Below are 16,266 nucleotides of genomic sequence, written 5' to 3'. Positions count from 1 at the left end.
AGGTGACATATCACTACTAATCTCTAGAAGGGGACAAGCAAGAAGGCCCAAGTGAGGCATAAATCCCCTAACCCAGTAGCAAACTGTTCTCACAATGCTTCCAGCGACACCACCTCAATCCCTCTTTCCGTGTAGCGCCAACACAAATTGAACCCACACAGCGCCATGCCATAAATTCGCTGTGGATCGTTTTTTTGGTAAGCCGGCCGGGGATCTTGTGCCAGAACCTGCTCAATTAAGTTCGGCAGATCGGTGCCCCAGTCATCTTTATAGGCCTTGGCTTGGTGAAGAATCGCTTCCGGGATATTTACAGTGATCAATGCGGGGGCGGCATCGGCAAAAGCGCTTTCAGCATGTTGTAGGGCATCGGCATAGGGCACATAGGGTTTGATATCCAACACTGGTGTGCCGTCTACCAGGTCGGCTCCACCGACAATCAATTCCACTTTGGGGGAGGTGCGCACTTCCAGTAAACGCACCACGGAAAGACCAATATTATTGGGCCTAAAGGGGGAACGAGTGGCGAGTACACCGAGCTTTTTATTACCACCCAGACGCGGAGGACGGACCTTGGCGGACCATTGCCCGGCAGCCTGGTGAAACTGGAAAACAACCCAGATATGACTGTTTTCCTCCAACCCCGCTACCGCATCTGCCACATTCAGTGGCGCTAGTAGTTCGATACTGGCCCGGCTGGCATCGGCGAGCAGTGGCTGACGGGGAACACCAAATTTTTCACCAAAACAGGAGTGCACACGGGCAATGGGCTCAACAACCATGGAAAATCCAGACAACCAATAATGAGCCCGATATTTTAAACCAGTTGCGGGAATTATTTATCGACACCAGCAATACACAAATATTTTATTTCCATGTAGTCCTCAATACCGTATTTAGAACCTTCCCGTCCCTGACCAGATTCCTTTACACCTCCAAAGGGCGCCATTTCATTGGAGATAATCCCTTCATTCACACCCACCATGCCGTACTCCAGCGCTTCAGACACTCGGCAAACCCGTCCAATATCACGGGAATAGAAATAAGAGGCGAGGCCAAACTCGGTATCATTAGCCATGCGAATCACCTCTTCTTCCGTGGAGAATTTAAACAGTGGTGCCACTGGACCAAAGATTTCCTCTTTAAACAGATTCATTTGCTCAGTGGCATTTCCCAGTATTATGGGTGCATAGAACTGATCTCCCATAGCATCGGGTCCGCCAGCAACCAGAGTTTTCGCACCTTTTTGTAGGGCATCTTCTACCAACCCCTCCACCTTTTCGACCGCTTTGACGGTAATCATAGGGCCAATATCGGTTCCCTCTGCAAAGCCATTCCCCATTGTTAGCGCGTTAACTGCCTGGGCAAATTTCTCCGCGAAAGCCTCGTAAACCCCTTCCTGTACGAAAATACGATTGGCGCAGACACAAGTTTGCCCGGCGTTGCGGTACTTACAGACAATGGCACCTTTCACTGCCTCATCCAGATCCGCATCATCAAAAACAATAAATGGCGCGTTGCCGCCCAGCTCCATGGAGGTTTTCTTCATGGTTTCAGCACACTGGGCCTGCAGTTTCTTACCCACAGCGGTGGAACCGGTAAAGGTAAACTTGCGCACTAGAGGATTCTTCGTCATCTCGGTGCCGATGGCCGGCGCATTTTGACCAACCACAATATTGAAGATCCCCGGGGGAATACCCGCTTCCTCCGCCAGTACCGCCAGCGCCAGGGCGGATAATGGCGTCTCATGGGCCGGCTTGGCGATAAATGGACAACCGGCCGCCAGGGCCGGCGCCATCTTGCGGGCGATCATGGCATTGGGGAAATTCCATGGCGTGACTGAACAAGTGACCCCAACAGGTTGCTTGATCACCACGATGCGGCGGTCGTTGGCGGGGGGCGCTATGACATCGCCATAAATGCGCTTAGCCTCCTCGGCAAACCACTCGATATAGTTGGCACCGTAGACTATCTCTGTGCGTGACTCAGAGAGGGGCTTCCCCTGTTCGGCGGTAAGAATTCTGGCTAAGTCCTCGGTGTTATCGATCACCAAGTTGTACCAATGCCGCAGTAACTTGGCCCGCTCCTTAACCGGAGTAGCAGCCCAGTCTGGCCAGGCAGCACTGGCCGCCTCAATAGCGCGACGGGTCTCATCGGCACCAAGGTCAGCTATGCTGGCCACTACCTTGCCGGTGGCCGGATCTTTAACGTCGAATGTAGCGCCGGAATCGGCATCGACCCACTGGCCGTTGATATAGGACTGGGTGCGCAATAGCGCGGGTTTTTTCAGCTCCAGCATCGCCATCTCCTTAGGTGTCGTCCCTGATCCCGGTCGGACCCGCGATCTACCGCTAAGGATATTAACCCGTAAAATGCCCCCCGCAGTGCAAGACAAGGGGGGGATTGGCGACACTCTGGCTTGTAGGCGTGTGGAACTTTATTTTTTCTTTTTCACAAACTTCATCAGGCGGCGTTTCTTGGCCTTCTGGCGATCACTCAGTTTGTTTTTCTTACCGGCGTAGGGGTTGTCACCGGTACGGAATTCGATTTTCACCGGTGTCCCGTGTAGCTCCAAAGCCTTGCGGAACGTCTTTTCCAGATAACGTACATAGTGCGCAGGCACCTGTTCGGTCTGATTGCCGTGAATAACGATCACCGGCGGGTTCTGGCCGCCCGCATGGGCGTAACGCAGTTTGATACGATGGCCGTGCACAAGCGGTGGTTGGTGCTCACTTACTGCCCATTGCAGAATACGCGTGAGGTGGTTGGTGGAGAGTTTATCTGTCGCACTCTGATAGGCGGCCTCGATAGACTCGTACAAATGGCCAACGCCAGTACCGTGCAGGGCGGAAATAAAGTGCACATCGGCAAACTCGACAAAACGCAGGCGGCGCTCCAGCTCCGTTTTCACGTAGTCGCGGTGATCTGCCTCCAGGCCATCCCACTTGTTCAGAGCCACCACCAAGGCTCGCCCGGCCTGAATCACGCTGCCCATCAGGTGCATATCCTGGTCCACCAGGCCCTCGCGAGCATCAATCACCAGCACCACCACATTGGCGTCTTCCACCGCCTGCAGGGTTTTGACGATAGAGAACTTCTCCACCGATTCCTTAATGTTCTTGCGACGGCGAATACCGGCAGTATCGATCAAGGTATAGGGCTTCTCATCGCGCTCATAATTGATATAGACACTGTCGCGCGTGGTGCCAGGCTGGTCGTATACCACTACGCGGTCCTCGCCGAGCAGGCGGTTGACCAGGGTAGATTTACCCACGTTGGGGCGCCCAACAATGGCAATCTTGATTCCGGTGGCCTCTTCCGGCTCCTCTTCAGCCGCCACCTCAGGAAGATCCTCAACCACGCGCTGCATCAGGCTGCGCACACCACGACCGTGGGTGGCAGTGGTGGGAAAGAGTTCACCGATACCCAGCTCATAGAAGGGCGCCAGGGCGATATCCGGGTTGACACCATCGACCTTGTTGGCAACCAGGAAGGTCGGCTTGGAGCGAGTGCGCAGCCGGTCTGCGATCATTTCATCCGCCGGGGTCAGGCCATCGCGACTATCCACCAGGAACAGCACGATATCCGCTTCTTCGATAGCCTGCATAGACTGCTGCGCCATGGCCGCATCAATGCCCTCTTCTCCGCCGGTGATACCGCCGGTATCTACGAGAAGTACTTTGCGTCCATCGATTTCGGCCTCGCCATATTTGCGGTCGCGAGTAAGACCGGCGTAATTAGCCACCAAGGCGTCACGGCTCTTGGTAAGACGATTAAACAGTGTGGATTTGCCCACGTTGGGGCGCCCGACCAGGGCGATAACTGGCAGCATAGAATTCTGGCTTTAGCCTAATAAATAAATACAAACGCCCGCACAAGGCGGGCGATTTCAATTCACCTGCGAAGCAGGCTCCTTTTGCGGGCTGGTGCCCAAAAGCGGACTGCCTGTCCGCCACAGCAATATTGCGCGCTTAGCTCCGAGCGAGGGTCAGGGCTACCAACTTGCCGTCATCAGACAGGACAAACAACAGGTCGCCATCCACCAGCATGGGGATACGAATCGAATCGTTATCCACCTCTTCGCGGCCGATAAACTGACCGGAACTGGGGTCAAGCACATGCAGGTAACCTTCCAAGTCGCCGACAATCACAACATCCTGGAAATAAGCCGGGCCACTCAGTTCGCGGCGCAGTAATTCATTGTTACTCCAGGCGATCTGGCCAGCGCCCACATTGTAAGCGTATACACTGCCCGAGGCGCCGCTCAGGTACACATGCCCTCCACCAACAGCCACTGAGTGGTTGGTAGAGGCATCACGCGCCCAAAGGCCACGACCGTTTTCCTTGGATAAAGCGACAACACGACCCTGGTAGCTGGCGGCAAACACCAGATCACCGCGCACTACCGGCGACCCGTCGATATCCACAACCCGCTCCAATTCAGCAGAACCCTGCGGAATGGCAACGCGCTGTTCCCAGCGAGTTATGCCGTCGCGGGCGTCCAGGGCAACCAATTTGCCATTATCGAGACCGGCAATTACCAGACCGCCGCTAATCACGGGGGCCGCGGTGCCGCGGAGAGTCAGTACCGGCAAGGTGGTGGTTTGGCTCCACAACTCTTCACCGCTGCTGGCATCCAGGCCCACCAACTTACCGTCAACGGTTTGCAGGACCACAACACTGGATCCTATTGCCGGAGCGGAGACCACTTCACCAGAGACTTGATAGGTCCACAGTTGAGCGCCATTTCGCAAGTCCAGGGCCACCGCACGGCCGCGGTAGTCAACAACTACAGCGATACCCAATCCAACACCGACACCACCGCTCAATTCAATATCCAGATCGGTTTCCCACTGGGGCCTACCGCTGCTGCGATCAAAAGCGGTCACTTCACCGTCGCTGCTGGCGGCAATCAGTTTACCGTCAGCCAGACCCGGCTGCAGCATCGCATAACGCTTCTCGTCGATGCTGCCCACATCCGCCGACCAGACTTCGCGCAGCTGAACACTAGGCGCGAAATCGACCAGGTCTACCGGCTCGACATCCTCCTTACTCTCGTTGGAGGCGCAGGCACCCAGAGCTACCGCTAGGGCAACCGCTGCGGTGCGCCCCACAGCGCGATTGAGAAATCCCATTATTCGCCTCCCTCAGGTGCTGGTTCACTTGGTTTCTGCTCTTCGCCAGAGGCCACTGCTAGGCTCTCAACTTTGAGTTGTAGCAGCTGGGTACTGCCCGCTTGCTCTGGTAACAGCTCGGTCAAAGCCTGTTCGTAGGCGCTGCGCGCGCCGGCGTCATCGCCTTTCTGTCGGAGAATATCACCGCGCGTCTCAGAATAGAGGGCGGCAAAGGCCGGGGGCACACTGCCCTCAATCAGCTTCAAAGCTTCATCTGGTTTGCCGCGCGCGGCAATCACCGTGGCCAGGCGGCGCTTGGCCAGCAGCTTCATGGCATCTTCTTTGGTGTTGTCGAGCACCCACTGCAAGTGAGTCTGCGCGACTTCCAGGTCATTCTTTTCCACAGCAATTGCGGCCAGGCGCAGAGAGGCCTGACTAGCGTAGATACGGCTGCCGTACTCGTTTTTCAGCTGCTCGGCAAGTGACTTCGCAGTAGTCAGCTGCTTGTTGTCTGGCTGGTTGTCATTAGCGGATACCGCCTGGATAAAACCTTGGTAAAGGTCCGAGGCCGCCTCAGCCTTGGAGCGCTGGTCACCCTGCCACCATTGATAACCAAAGTAGCCGGCCAGAGCCAGGACTATGCCGGTAAGAATGCCCCTGCCGTTTTCCGCCCACCAGCGCTTCAGCGTTTCTATTTGTTCTTGTTCGGTAAGATGCTCAGACATTGGGTAAATCGCCTTTCCTGTGGTTTCTAACTATCCTGGCGGGGGCCACCGCCACCCTGAGTATTTGAATCAGCCCTGCAGCAATGCCGCAAGTTCCGTGAGCGCGAGAGTCTGCTGCTGTTGCTCAGAGCGCAGATATTTCACTGTAATCTGACCATTTGCAGCCTCATCCTCGCCGATAATCAGTGCGTAATCGGCACCGCTTTTATCCGCTTTCTTCATTTGGCTCTTAAAGCTCCCACCTCCGCAGTGCGCCTGTAGACGCAACCATGGTAGCTCGTCGCGTAATTGTTCGGCGGCAGCCAAGGCGGCTGATTGTACATCACCCACCGCCACCAGGTAGGCATCTACTTGCTGCGCCAGACTCTCCGGTAGTACTTCAAGGGTTTCCAACATCAATACCAGGCGCTCGGCACCCAGGCCAAAGCCAACTGCTGGAGTGGGCTTCCCACCCATCTGTTCTACCAAACCATCGTAGCGGCCGCCGGCACAGACAGTGCCCTGGGCACCGAGACTGTCGGTCACCCATTCAAAAACGGTTTTACCGTAGTAATCGAGACCGCGCACCAGTTTGGGGTTGATCTCGTATTTCACCCCTGCTGCATCCAGTAGCTCGCGCAACTGGGCAAAGTGGGCGGCAGATTCCTCATCGAGGAAATCCAATAGACAGGGCGCCTCGACGAGCAGTTCCTGGGTTTGCGTATTTTTACTGTCGAGAATACGCAAGGGATTGCGCTCCAGGCGGCGCTGGCTGTCCTCGTCCAGCTGCTCGCGGCGCTCGCTTAGGTAGGCCACCAGGGCCTCGCGATAGGCTGCGCGGCTGTCGGAATTGCCCAGGGAGTTCAACTGCAGGGTGACATGTTCACCGATACCCAGCTGACGCCACAGCCGCGCGGTCATAATCAGCATTTCCGCGTCGATATCCGGCCCTTCGATGCCGAACACTTCCACTCCAAACTGGTGGAACTGGCGCAGACGGCCTTTCTGTGGGCGCTCATAGCGGAACATGGGGCCGAAATACCACAGGCGCTGGGGCTGAATCAGCAGGTTGTTTTGGATCGCTGCGCGCACGGTGCCTGCGGTGCCCTCTGGGCGCAGGGTAATGCTGTCTCCGCTCTTGTCCTCGAAGGTGTACATTTCCTTTTCGACAATATCAGTAGCCTCGCCCACGGCGCGGCTGAACAGCTGGGTTGCCTCCAGAGTCGGCGTACGGATTTCACTGTAGCCGTAGCGGGCAAAGAGTTCACTGAGGGTGGCTTCCACATATTGCCAAACCGGGGACTGTTCCGGCAGCAGGTCGTTCATGCCGCGAATTGCGCGAAGTTGTTTCAACGCTGTTCCTTAAATTTCTAATTACTTAAATCAACGAATAGGGCAGTGCAATAGACGTGCCCGCTACGCTTTGGCGATGATATCTGCCTCGCGCTCGGCCTTGGCAGAGGCCTTTTCGCGAATTAGGCGTTCCAAATCATCCACTAGATTCTCATTTTTGAATTTGCGGTCTGGCTGGCCGTCCACATAAATCGCGTGGCTCGGTGTACCGCCGGTGAGGCCAATATCCGCTTCCTTCGCTTCGCCCGGGCCATTGACGATACAGCCGATCACCGCCACATCCAACGGCGTGGTGACATCTTCAAGGCGCGTCTCCAGCTCGTTCATGGTTTTTACCACATCAAAGTTCTGGCGTGAGCAGCTGGGGCAGGCGATAAAATTGATCCCCTTGCTGCGCAGGCGCAAGCTCTTCAGAAGATCCCAACCTACTTTCACCTCTTCCACCGGGTCTGCCGCCAGGGATACCCGCAGGGTATCGCCAATACCGTCGAGCAACAGGGCGCCGAGGCCAATTGCGGATTTCACCGTACCGGCTCGCAGGCCGCCGGCCTCTGTAATACCTAGGTGCAAGGGCTGCTCAATTTGCTGGGCCAGTTTGCGATAGGCAGCGGTAGCCATAAAGATGTCCGAGGCTTTCACGCTCACCTTGAAGTCCTGAAAATTCAGGCTATCAAGAATCTCAACATGGCGCAGTGCGGACTCCACCAGTGCATCTGGCGTGGGCTCACCGTATTTTTTTTGCAGGTCTTTTTCCAGAGAGCCCGCGTTTACACCGATACGAATCGGGATGTTCAGATCGCGGGCCTTGTCCACCACCGCACGAATACGCTTCTCACGGCCGATATTACCGGGGTTGATGCGCAGGCAATCCACCCCCAGGTCGGCCACTCGCAGAGCAATGCGATAGTCGAAGTGAATATCCGCCACCAGCGGAACATTCACCTGCTTTTTAATTTCCCCGAAAGCCTCAGCGGCCTCCATGCTGGGCACTGAGACCCGCACGATATCCGCACCGGCATTTTCCAGACGCTGGATCTGGCCCACAGTGGCGGCCACATCACAGGTTTCGGTATTGGTCATGCTCTGCACCGAGATCGGCGCATCGCCACCGACCGGTACATTACCCACCATGATCTGGCGCGACTTGCGGCGGACAATGGGAGATTCAAATTGCATAGGGCTGACCTGGCAGTATTGCTGCTAAAAATTCGAGGGGGAGATTATAGAGAGATTGGGCGCAAACCTACAGAGTTCGCGCCCAAACGGCGGAGATCCTTTAATTGCCCACAATCAGGCGGCGGGTGCGGCGATTGCCAATGGGGTCGCTTTCAATCGTCTGCTCGCGGTAAACCACCTTGGTTGCACGGGCATTACCGAGCATCACTTCGAAGGGCGCGCGACCATCCAGGTTCTTGGAACTGCCGGCTTGCTGAACACCGGCGAGCAGTACAACACCCTCGGCATCCTTTACTTCAACCCAGGAATCCTCGTCGAAACTGAGACGCAGCGCTCCTTGCAACTGTTCATCCAGCTGCGCAACGGTTGCGGGTAGCTGGGCGGTAGCGTCTTCAGCTTGCAGGCTGACCTGGGGTTCAGTAAGCGCATTATGCTCGGGAGTTTGAGCCTCCTCCGAGACTTCTTCCCCGGCGGACTCTAGTTGTTGCGCCGGTGCCTCAGCAACCTGCAACTGGGTTGAACCAGGCTCCGCCAATGCTATTTCATTGATATTTACGGATGGCTCAGCAACGGATAGCTCAGCAGTTTCGACAGGGGCTGCATTTTGCTCTACTGAGTTCTGCAGGCCGGGAATATTTACCGGGCCAACATAGAGCCACCAAAATACAGCGCCCGCCACCACAAATGGCAGAAGAGCCAACAGACCATAGCCGTGTTTGCGCGCCGGGCGCAGGGCGTCGGCTTTCATCTCGATACGTCGCGATTCTTTGCGCACCGGCTGTTTTGGGCGTGCGGCATCGTAGGCCGTAAGCACAGGAGCGGAGTCAATGCTCAGCTCCCGGCAAATATTGCGGATATAACCTCGCGCATAAACCGCTTCCGGCTGGCGCTCGTAAAGGTCTTCTTCTAACCACTCCACCGTATTGTCGATAATACACAAGCGCCGGGACAGCTCCTCGCGAGACAGCCCGGCCGCCTCGCGCGCAGAGTGCAGTAGCGCACCGGGAGAAGCCTGTGTACTGGATTCGATTTGGCCGCTGTCGCGGTGCACGGAGTTACTATCCGTCATTACCACTCAACTCCTGATATTTCAGTGTTTCCGCAGAGTACGGGTACAGATTTTTTAGCGCAAGAGCATAACTCAGCTCCTTGTCGCGGTTGCCAAACACCTTTTCGATACGTATCCCCAACCATAGGGATTGGGGTGTCTGGCGTTTATTCTCACTGTAACGATCAAGGTACTGTTTGGCCGCAGAATAGTCGCCGGCCTCATATTTAAGCTCCGCCAACTCCAGTAGCGCTACCGGCAGATTGCTGTTGAGAGCGAGCGCACGCGTGTAGGCCCGTTCTGCTTCATCTGCTAAGCCCAGGCGATTGGCAGTACGGCCATAGTTAACCAGGGCAAAGAAACGGCGGTTGTAAGTCAGGTCATTGGAGGCGTGACGAAATTGCTCTAAAGCATCCTCGTAGCGCTCCTGCTGGTAAAGGAACACGCCATAGTTTGTGCGCGCCATGGAGAAATTGTCGCTGTAGCGCAGGGCCTTTTTGAAATGGGACTCGGCCACCTTCAATTCGCCATCGGCCTGGTACAGCAGAGCCAGGCCATGGTGGGCCATAGGATTCTTCTTGCCCAGCTCCAGCGCTTTGTTGAAGTGACGGCGAGCCAGCTCGCGGTTCTCTCCACTCTGCAGATAGCGAATACCCAGTTGAACATGGGTTTCCAAAGCCTTCTCCAGATTGACCTCCTGGCGCTCTGGCAAACCAGTGGTTACACACCCCCCCAGTAACACAGTGAGAATCAGGCCTAAGAACCGCAGGCCAAAAGAATTTGCAGACACGACATCACCTGTACATTTATTTTTCATCTATCCATCAAGCGGGATCGCAGTGATTAATCACTATCGATCAAGCACCAGGGCGGGGGCAAAGTAAAAAAATAGTGGTGTGCCCACTGTGATGGCAGAGCAGTCCCCAAGATAACCTGTCTGCAATGCCTCTTCCGATACTGGACCCGGACGCTGATCCTGCCTCCCGACCCATATAGTGCCGCAAAGCACCGTGAGTTTCAGCTGTGTACCCCTAATTAATTCCAATTGACCCGGCGATATCTCTCGCTGATAACAAAATAAAATCGAGGCAGTGCGGAACCCACACAAAAGTCAGAAAATTTCGTTAATACCGGTAATAAAACCACCACTAGAGCTCCTTACCGGAGCTATCCCTCGCATCCAGCTGTTTGCCATCAGGACCCCCGTCGCGGGTAGGGATCAGGGCGCGAACGGAATTTGAGGAGGTGTTGGCCGCATCCGGGTCGGTCAGGATCTCAAGAAAACGCACGACCAGGTCGATCTCGGCATCGCTGAGATTATTACCGGCATCACCACCGGTGGTCGCAAGGATTGCCTGGGAGAGCGCAAGGCCATTGGGCGCCACCTTACTGGCACAATCTGTTAACCCAGAAAATTGTGACAAGTCGCACATTTCGCTATTGGTGTAATACTGGTTAACCGATGCCGCACGGTCGCGATAGTGTTCGACATTTCTGCGTAGCGTCGCAAATTGACCACTGTGCCCCCAAGGGCCAGTGAGCGCGACATTCAGTAGTGTTGGGGGACGGAAGGCACCAGCACCGTTCGCCCCCAGATCCGCGCCACTGCCATTCTCATCGGTACCTATACCAATTTGTGGATAATTCGCAGGCCGTGGCCCTTCAGTAGTAAAAAATGCACCCGCATGGCAATTAGTACAGCCGGAATTCCCTGACATAAAAGTAATGGCACCGCGCTTCTCATCATTATCGAGCGCATTCAAGTCGCCATCTACATAGTCGAAGAAAGGGTTGTCGATAAAGAGCTGCACCGCTTCAAAAGCGGCTATAGCCTGTGCAATACGGCTGAAAGTAATCTCGTCGTCACCAAAAGCTGCGTTAAATAACCCACTCCAGGATTCCCGTCCCAGATTGGCCGCCACTATATCTTCGCGGTAATCGGTGGTGCCGCTATCACTACTCGCATCGTAACCAAATTGAGTAACATCACCCATTTCCGCAGGATTGGTTACGGGAAAATGCGCCTGCGCCATCATCAGGGCCAGGGTGCCAGTACCCACCGCCGCTTCGGTATTGAAGCTGACATCCCGTGAGTCGGTGCGGATACCGCGATCGGTAAGTGCCACCCGGTTATCCCAAAAGAGCCCACTACTCCACAATGCCACATTACATATCGGCTGAGCGTTTCTGGGTACTATGGGTACCTCATTGATACCGTCAGAGCGGCCTGGGCCAACCAATGCAGGATCTAATGGATTCACACCCACGGGCATAGAGAGATTGTCACCGCCACAGCCGATAGCAGCGTGGTGACAGGAGGCACAGGCTACATCGCCATTGGCACTGAGGGATTGACTGTAGAACAGGCGCATACCCAGCTCGACCATGGCAGGGTCTTGTTCACTTCGCACCCTGGCAGCAAAAGCGCGCATATCTTCCAGATGCCCAGCCATGTTGTTCGATTCCAGCATGGCCGCCAGGCAGGTATCCAGATCTTCATCTAATAAATTCAATGCACTGCGAACATTTTTACATTCACTAATGTTCACAAGGCGCTCGAGGACCGGTACCGCAACCGCACCATTGTTAAGGCCGCCATTCGTATTATTGATTAGTGTTTTCGCATTGACCCGGGCCGTTTCACTCTCGCTGTTCACATCGCCACTGGTCACTGAGTAGCTGTACTCGGTATTTATCGAAAGGCCCTGGTCAACATAAAAATGATTATCTGTCTCGGCAATTTTTTCTCCGCCACGATAGATAGCATAGGTTGCCCCATCGCGCTGCCAGGAAAGGCCGATACTCGTTCCTGAAAAAGCATTGGCGATCAAGGCCTTCGGCGCACTGCCTTGCCCGGTCTCTGTGCCATTGCCTGCATCATCGTCATTATCTGTGTCACCGCCATTGACCGTATCATCACCACCGGAGTTTGTATCGGTATTTCCCCCAGCGTCAGTGTCAGTGTCAGTGTCAGCTTCCACCGTTTCCGAGCCAGAGCTGTCATCGCCACCGGATGAACCGGAGCTGCAGCCCACTGCCAACAGAACAAGCGGCAGTAGCACTAATCGCAACAGTGCTGCGCATGATATCGGCAAATTATTGCTCTGGGTTTTCATAAATACAGCTCGACTCCGCCACTGAAAAATCGTTTTGAACAGCACTGGACAGGCAATGGAGCTACTAGTGCCCTACACGGCACCAAAAGCTAATATTTTGGAACTATCCAACATTTTTAAAGGTAGTTTTTTGGGGAGCAGAAAGAGTTGCCTGCCCTCACAATACTTTTCATGAAACCGAACTTTTTTGTCAATTTCATGGGATACCGAGGTAGTGACCCTAAAGCTTTTACTTGGCAAATTCTGTTGAGAGAGTCGCAAAGCACTGATGCTGGAACAGTGATATTGGATACTGTGAATTGTCTCTGGGTTTAAAGAAATAGAGAAAACGGTATTGAGAAGGCTACAAGCTAAGTTTGCCCATACTGCGACCCAGCCTAAAAAATTAATTTCACAAATCGCAAAGATAAGTATGAGGGTATAAAAACTATACCCTCTATACTTTTGACTTTTTTCTAGCTATTCACTTGGCTATAAAACAAGGTAAACAGAGAATTACAAACTCTCCCCATTCCGGTTTCTAGCATCCAGCTGTTTGCCATCCGGACCACCGTCTCTGGGAGGAATCAAAAATTGAATCTCATTAGAGCTACTATCGGCAGCGGCTGGGTCAGTGAGAGTGCCCAGAAAAATGACAACAAGGTCGATCTCATCATCAGTCAGGCGGTTGACACCACCACCATCATTCCCTGCAAGAATATCCTGAGACAGAACCAAACCATTAGGCGCTACTTTACTGGGGCAATCCTGTAAATCTTTAAACTGTTCAAGATCACACATTTCATTATTGGCAAAGTAACTGGCAATTGAGACACCCTGATCCCTGTAATGCTCGACATTTCTACGCAAGCTGCCAAACTGCCCGCTATGTCCCCAGGGGCCAGTAATCGCCACATTTAACAGAGTTGGGGCTCGGAATGCCCCAAAACCCAAAGACCCCTCACCACCCAAATCGGCTCCACTGCCACTCTCGTCAGTACCAATTCCAATCTGCGGATAGCTGGCAGCCATCAGCGCTTCGGAAGTAAAGAAGGCCCCCTTATGGCAGAAAGTACAGCCAGAGTCTCTTGACATGAACGTGATAGCACCACGCTTCTCTTCGGCGCTAAGCGCTTGTAAATTGCCCTCAACATAGGCAAAAAATGAATTATCTATAAATATCTGCACCGCCTCATAAGCTGCAATAGCCTGGGCAATACGGCTAAAGTTAATCTCAGGATCACCAAAAGCGGATGTAAATAGCGGCCCCCAAGCTTCGATATCCAGATTCGCCGCCAATATATCTTCGCGGTATGCAGTAAAGTTTTCGTCGACAGAATCATCGTAGCCAAAGTCGACGATATCCCCCATCTCAGGTGGTGCTGTAACAGGGAAGTGTGCCTGAGCCATCAGTAGCGCCAGGGAACCAGAACCTACCGCGGAGGAAGTATTTCGGGTAACGTCCGTTGAATCTGTGCGCAACACACCATTAGGACTCAATGAAACCCGGTTGTCCCAAAACAGGCCACGAGACCAGAGCGAAGTGTTGCAGGTCGCTGGTGAATTCCTCGGCACTATCGGCACTTCATTAATACCGTCAGAGCGCCCCGGCCCTAGCAACGTACTATCTACCGCATTAATGCCAACCGGCATTGATAGATCATCCCCACCACAGCCAATCGCCGGGTGGTGACAAGAGGAGCAGGAAGCATCTTGATTGGCACTCAGGGATTTATTGTGGAACAGGCGCATACCCAGCTCGACCATGGCTGGTTCCTGCTCGCTGCGAACACGCGCGGCAAAAGCACGTATATCCTCAACAAGAGAGGCCATGCGATTGAGCTCAAGCATGGCTGCCAGGCAGTTATCAAGATCTTCCTCGAGTAAATCCAGGGCGCTGGAGACATTTTTACACTCGGCAAAAGTGGATATACGCTCGTTTAAGACATCGTCTTCTGTGCCGTTATTTAGCCCAGTATTCGTGTCATTTACCAATGTCTTAACAACAATCTGATCGGCCTCAGAGGCGCTGGCAGTATCGACCGTATTTAGCAAGTAGCTGTACTCAGTCGCTACCGTGAGGTTTTTATCGACAAAAAAGTTATTACTGGTTTGCGCGACTCTTTCACCATTGCGATAAACAAAATAGGTCTCACCATCCCGCTCCCAAGCAAGGCCGATGCTGGTCCCGGAAAAGGCATGGCCAATCAATTTACCGGGCCCACTACCCCGCTCAGATTGCGGATCGGGGTCTGGGCCTGGGTCTGAGTCTGAGTCTGAGTCTGAGTCTGAGTCTGAGTCACCCTCTACAGTATTCGGTGTCGAAGTATCATCATCACCTCCAGATGATCCTGAACTGCAAGCTGCCAAGAATATACAGAGTATTAAAAATAAATATCGCAATAGGACATTGGCAGACACCTTAAAATCCAATTTCTCAGTACGCATAAAATTTAACAGTCCTTTCCATCCACTTTCGTAAAGTTCTGGACTGTTAACGCAGTATCCTGGGATTTGGTTGACACCAATAAAAGGGAGATCAGAAAAAAATTGAGAGGCTTTAAAGCAGTTACGACCCTAAGGCCTACAGAAATGATAGGGCAAGCCCGGATCTCTGCTAGCAAGTGGCTATGCAAATCATCCAGGCTTGATTGGGTGATCAGCCGACTATACGGACGGGGCGTTCGGCGTTGCGGTAGCGCTCGGAGCGGCGGGTGCGGTCGTTAACACTGCCGGCCAGCTGGCCACAGGCTGCATCGATATCGTCGCCACGGGTAGTGCGAACGGTAACCGTATAACCCTTATCAAGCAATATCTGCTGGAAGCGACGCAGAGCATTGTTGCTCACACGCTGGTAGTCGGACAGCTCAAACGGGTTAAAGGGAATCAGGTTAATTTTCACCGGAATCTCTTTCAGCAGCTCCGCCAATTGCTCAGCGTGCTCCGGGCGGTCGTTAACCTCGCGCATCAGCGTGTATTCAATGGTCATTTTACGGTGCGTATCCGGCATACGCTCGATATAGCGCTTAGCGGAATCCAACAACACCGCAATGGGGTATTTCTTATTGATCGGCACCAACTCGTTACGCAATTCGTCGTTGGGAGCGTGCAGGGAAATCGCCAGGCTCACATCGGTCACATCAGCTAGGCGGTCCAGTGCGGGCACCACACCGGAAGTTGACAGGGTGACGCGGCGCTTGGAAATACCGTAGGCATTATCTTCCATCATCAGGTTCATGGAATCGACCACATTATCGAAATTGAGCAATGGCTCACCCATGCCCATCATCACCACGTTGGTGACTTTGCGCGGTCCTTTCGGGTCTAATTGACCGAAAGATTTACAGGCGATCCACACCTGCCCGATAATTTCTGCCGCGGTTAAATCGCGGTTAAAGCCCTGCTTGCCAGTTGCACAGAAACTGCAATCCAGGGAACAGCCCACCTGCGAGGAAACACACAGAGTGCCGCGATCGCCATCGGGGATATAAACCGTCTCGATAGCATTGCCACCGGAGACTTTAATTAGCCACTTGCGTGTGCCGTCGGCAGAATCCCACTGATTCAATACTTCCGGGGCACGGACTTCGGCCACTTCCGCCAGCTTTTGACGCAGGGCCTTGCTGACATTGGTCATCTCAGCAAAATCGTCAACCCCATTCTGGTGAATCCACTTTAAAACCTGAACAGCGCGAAAGCGCTTCTCGCCCAATGATTCAAAAAAGGCGGCCAGCTTTTCTACTGAAAGGCCGAGCAGGTTGGTTTTCTCTGTGGTCATT

12 protein-coding genes are annotated in these 16,266 nt (G+C 53.8%); all 12 read right to left on the bottom strand.

The features are described 5' to 3' along the window. Window positions 1–89 precede the first annotated feature (89 nt). The gene (tsaA, locus tag ACJJIB_RS06125) at window positions 90–779 is read right to left on the bottom strand and encodes a tRNA (N6-threonylcarbamoyladenosine(37)-N6)-methyltransferase TrmO (RefSeq protein WP_444888207.1); all 690 of its coding nucleotides are present in this window, start codon (window positions 777–779) and stop codon (window positions 90–92) included. A gap of 53 nt (window positions 780–832) precedes the next feature. After that, the gene (locus ACJJIB_RS06120) at window positions 833–2,296 is read right to left on the bottom strand and encodes an NAD-dependent succinate-semialdehyde dehydrogenase (RefSeq protein WP_444888206.1); all 1,464 of its coding nucleotides are present in this window, start codon (window positions 2,294–2,296) and stop codon (window positions 833–835) included. A 138-nt stretch (window positions 2,297–2,434) separates the two neighbouring features. Next, window positions 2,435–3,829, bottom strand: a complete 1,395-nt coding sequence (gene der, locus ACJJIB_RS06115; RefSeq protein WP_252084821.1) for a ribosome biogenesis GTPase Der — start codon at window positions 3,827–3,829, stop codon at window positions 2,435–2,437. Between the two features lie 139 nt (window positions 3,830–3,968). Then, a complete protein-coding gene (gene bamB, locus ACJJIB_RS06110; RefSeq protein ID WP_252084820.1) occupies window positions 3,969–5,132 on the bottom strand; it encodes an outer membrane protein assembly factor BamB in 1,164 nt (387 codons plus the stop codon). Continuing rightward, window positions 5,132–5,836: a YfgM family protein gene (locus ACJJIB_RS06105; protein WP_444888205.1), complete on the bottom strand. Its 705-nt coding sequence runs from the start codon at window positions 5,834–5,836 to the stop codon at window positions 5,132–5,134. Before ACJJIB_RS06105 ends, bamB begins: the two co-directional genes overlap by 1 nt. Before the next feature lie 69 nt (window positions 5,837–5,905). Then, window positions 5,906–7,168: a histidine--tRNA ligase gene (hisS, locus tag ACJJIB_RS06100; protein ID WP_444888204.1), complete on the bottom strand. Its 1,263-nt coding sequence runs from the start codon at window positions 7,166–7,168 to the stop codon at window positions 5,906–5,908. 63 nt (window positions 7,169–7,231) lie between these two features. Continuing rightward, entirely contained in the window at window positions 7,232–8,344 is a 1,113-nt protein-coding gene (gene ispG / locus ACJJIB_RS06095; protein WP_444888203.1) for a flavodoxin-dependent (E)-4-hydroxy-3-methylbut-2-enyl-diphosphate synthase, read from the bottom strand. A gap of 100 nt (window positions 8,345–8,444) precedes the next feature. Then, entirely contained in the window at window positions 8,445–9,413 is a 969-nt protein-coding gene (locus ACJJIB_RS06090) for a RodZ domain-containing protein (protein WP_444888202.1), read from the bottom strand. After that, entirely contained in the window at window positions 9,403–10,182 is a 780-nt protein-coding gene (gene pilW / locus ACJJIB_RS06085; protein WP_444888201.1) for a type IV pilus biogenesis/stability protein PilW, read from the bottom strand. Before pilW ends, ACJJIB_RS06090 begins: the two co-directional genes overlap by 11 nt. A 358-nt stretch (window positions 10,183–10,540) precedes the next feature. After that, a complete protein-coding gene (locus ACJJIB_RS06080) occupies window positions 10,541–12,487 on the bottom strand; it encodes a cytochrome-c peroxidase (RefSeq protein WP_444888200.1) in 1,947 nt (648 codons plus the stop codon). 516 nt (window positions 12,488–13,003) lie between these two features. Continuing rightward, window positions 13,004–14,935: a cytochrome-c peroxidase gene (locus ACJJIB_RS06075; RefSeq protein WP_444888199.1), complete on the bottom strand. Its 1,932-nt coding sequence runs from the start codon at window positions 14,933–14,935 to the stop codon at window positions 13,004–13,006. A gap of 211 nt (window positions 14,936–15,146) precedes the next feature. Next, complete coding sequence (gene rlmN, locus ACJJIB_RS06070) at window positions 15,147–16,265, bottom strand: dual-specificity RNA methyltransferase RlmN (RefSeq protein ID WP_252084812.1); 1,119 nt, start codon at window positions 16,263–16,265, stop codon at window positions 15,147–15,149. Between the last annotated feature and the right edge of the window lies 1 nt (window position 16,266).

Source organism: Microbulbifer mixtoriginis (SeqCode) (assembly GCF_052467705.1).
Note: the sequence above shows the minus strand (reverse complement) of the source record. Positions and strands in the feature narration are given on the sequence as shown.

Coding starts and splice junctions, on each gene's coding strand:
- tsaA (WP_444888207.1), bottom strand. CDS start 779: ATGGTTGTTGAGCCCATTGCCCGTGTGCACTCCTGTTTTGGTGAAAAA.
- ACJJIB_RS06120 (WP_444888206.1), bottom strand. CDS start 2,296: ATGCTGGAGCTGAAAAAACCCGCGCTATTGCGCACCCAGTCCTATATC.
- der (WP_252084821.1), bottom strand. CDS start 3,829: ATGCTGCCAGTTATCGCCCTGGTCGGGCGCCCCAACGTGGGCAAATCC.
- bamB (WP_252084820.1), bottom strand. CDS start 5,132: ATGGGATTTCTCAATCGCGCTGTGGGGCGCACCGCAGCGGTTGCCCTA.
- ACJJIB_RS06105 (WP_444888205.1), bottom strand. CDS start 5,836: ATGTCTGAGCATCTTACCGAACAAGAACAAATAGAAACGCTGAAGCGC.
- ispG (WP_444888203.1), bottom strand. CDS start 8,344: ATGCAATTTGAATCTCCCATTGTCCGCCGCAAGTCGCGCCAGATCATG.
- ACJJIB_RS06090 (WP_444888202.1), bottom strand. CDS start 9,413: ATGACGGATAGTAACTCCGTGCACCGCGACAGCGGCCAAATCGAATCC.
- ACJJIB_RS06075 (WP_444888199.1), bottom strand. CDS start 14,935: ATGCGTACTGAGAAATTGGATTTTAAGGTGTCTGCCAATGTCCTATTG.
- rlmN (WP_252084812.1), bottom strand. CDS start 16,265: ATGACCACAGAGAAAACCAACCTGCTCGGCCTTTCAGTAGAAAAGCTG.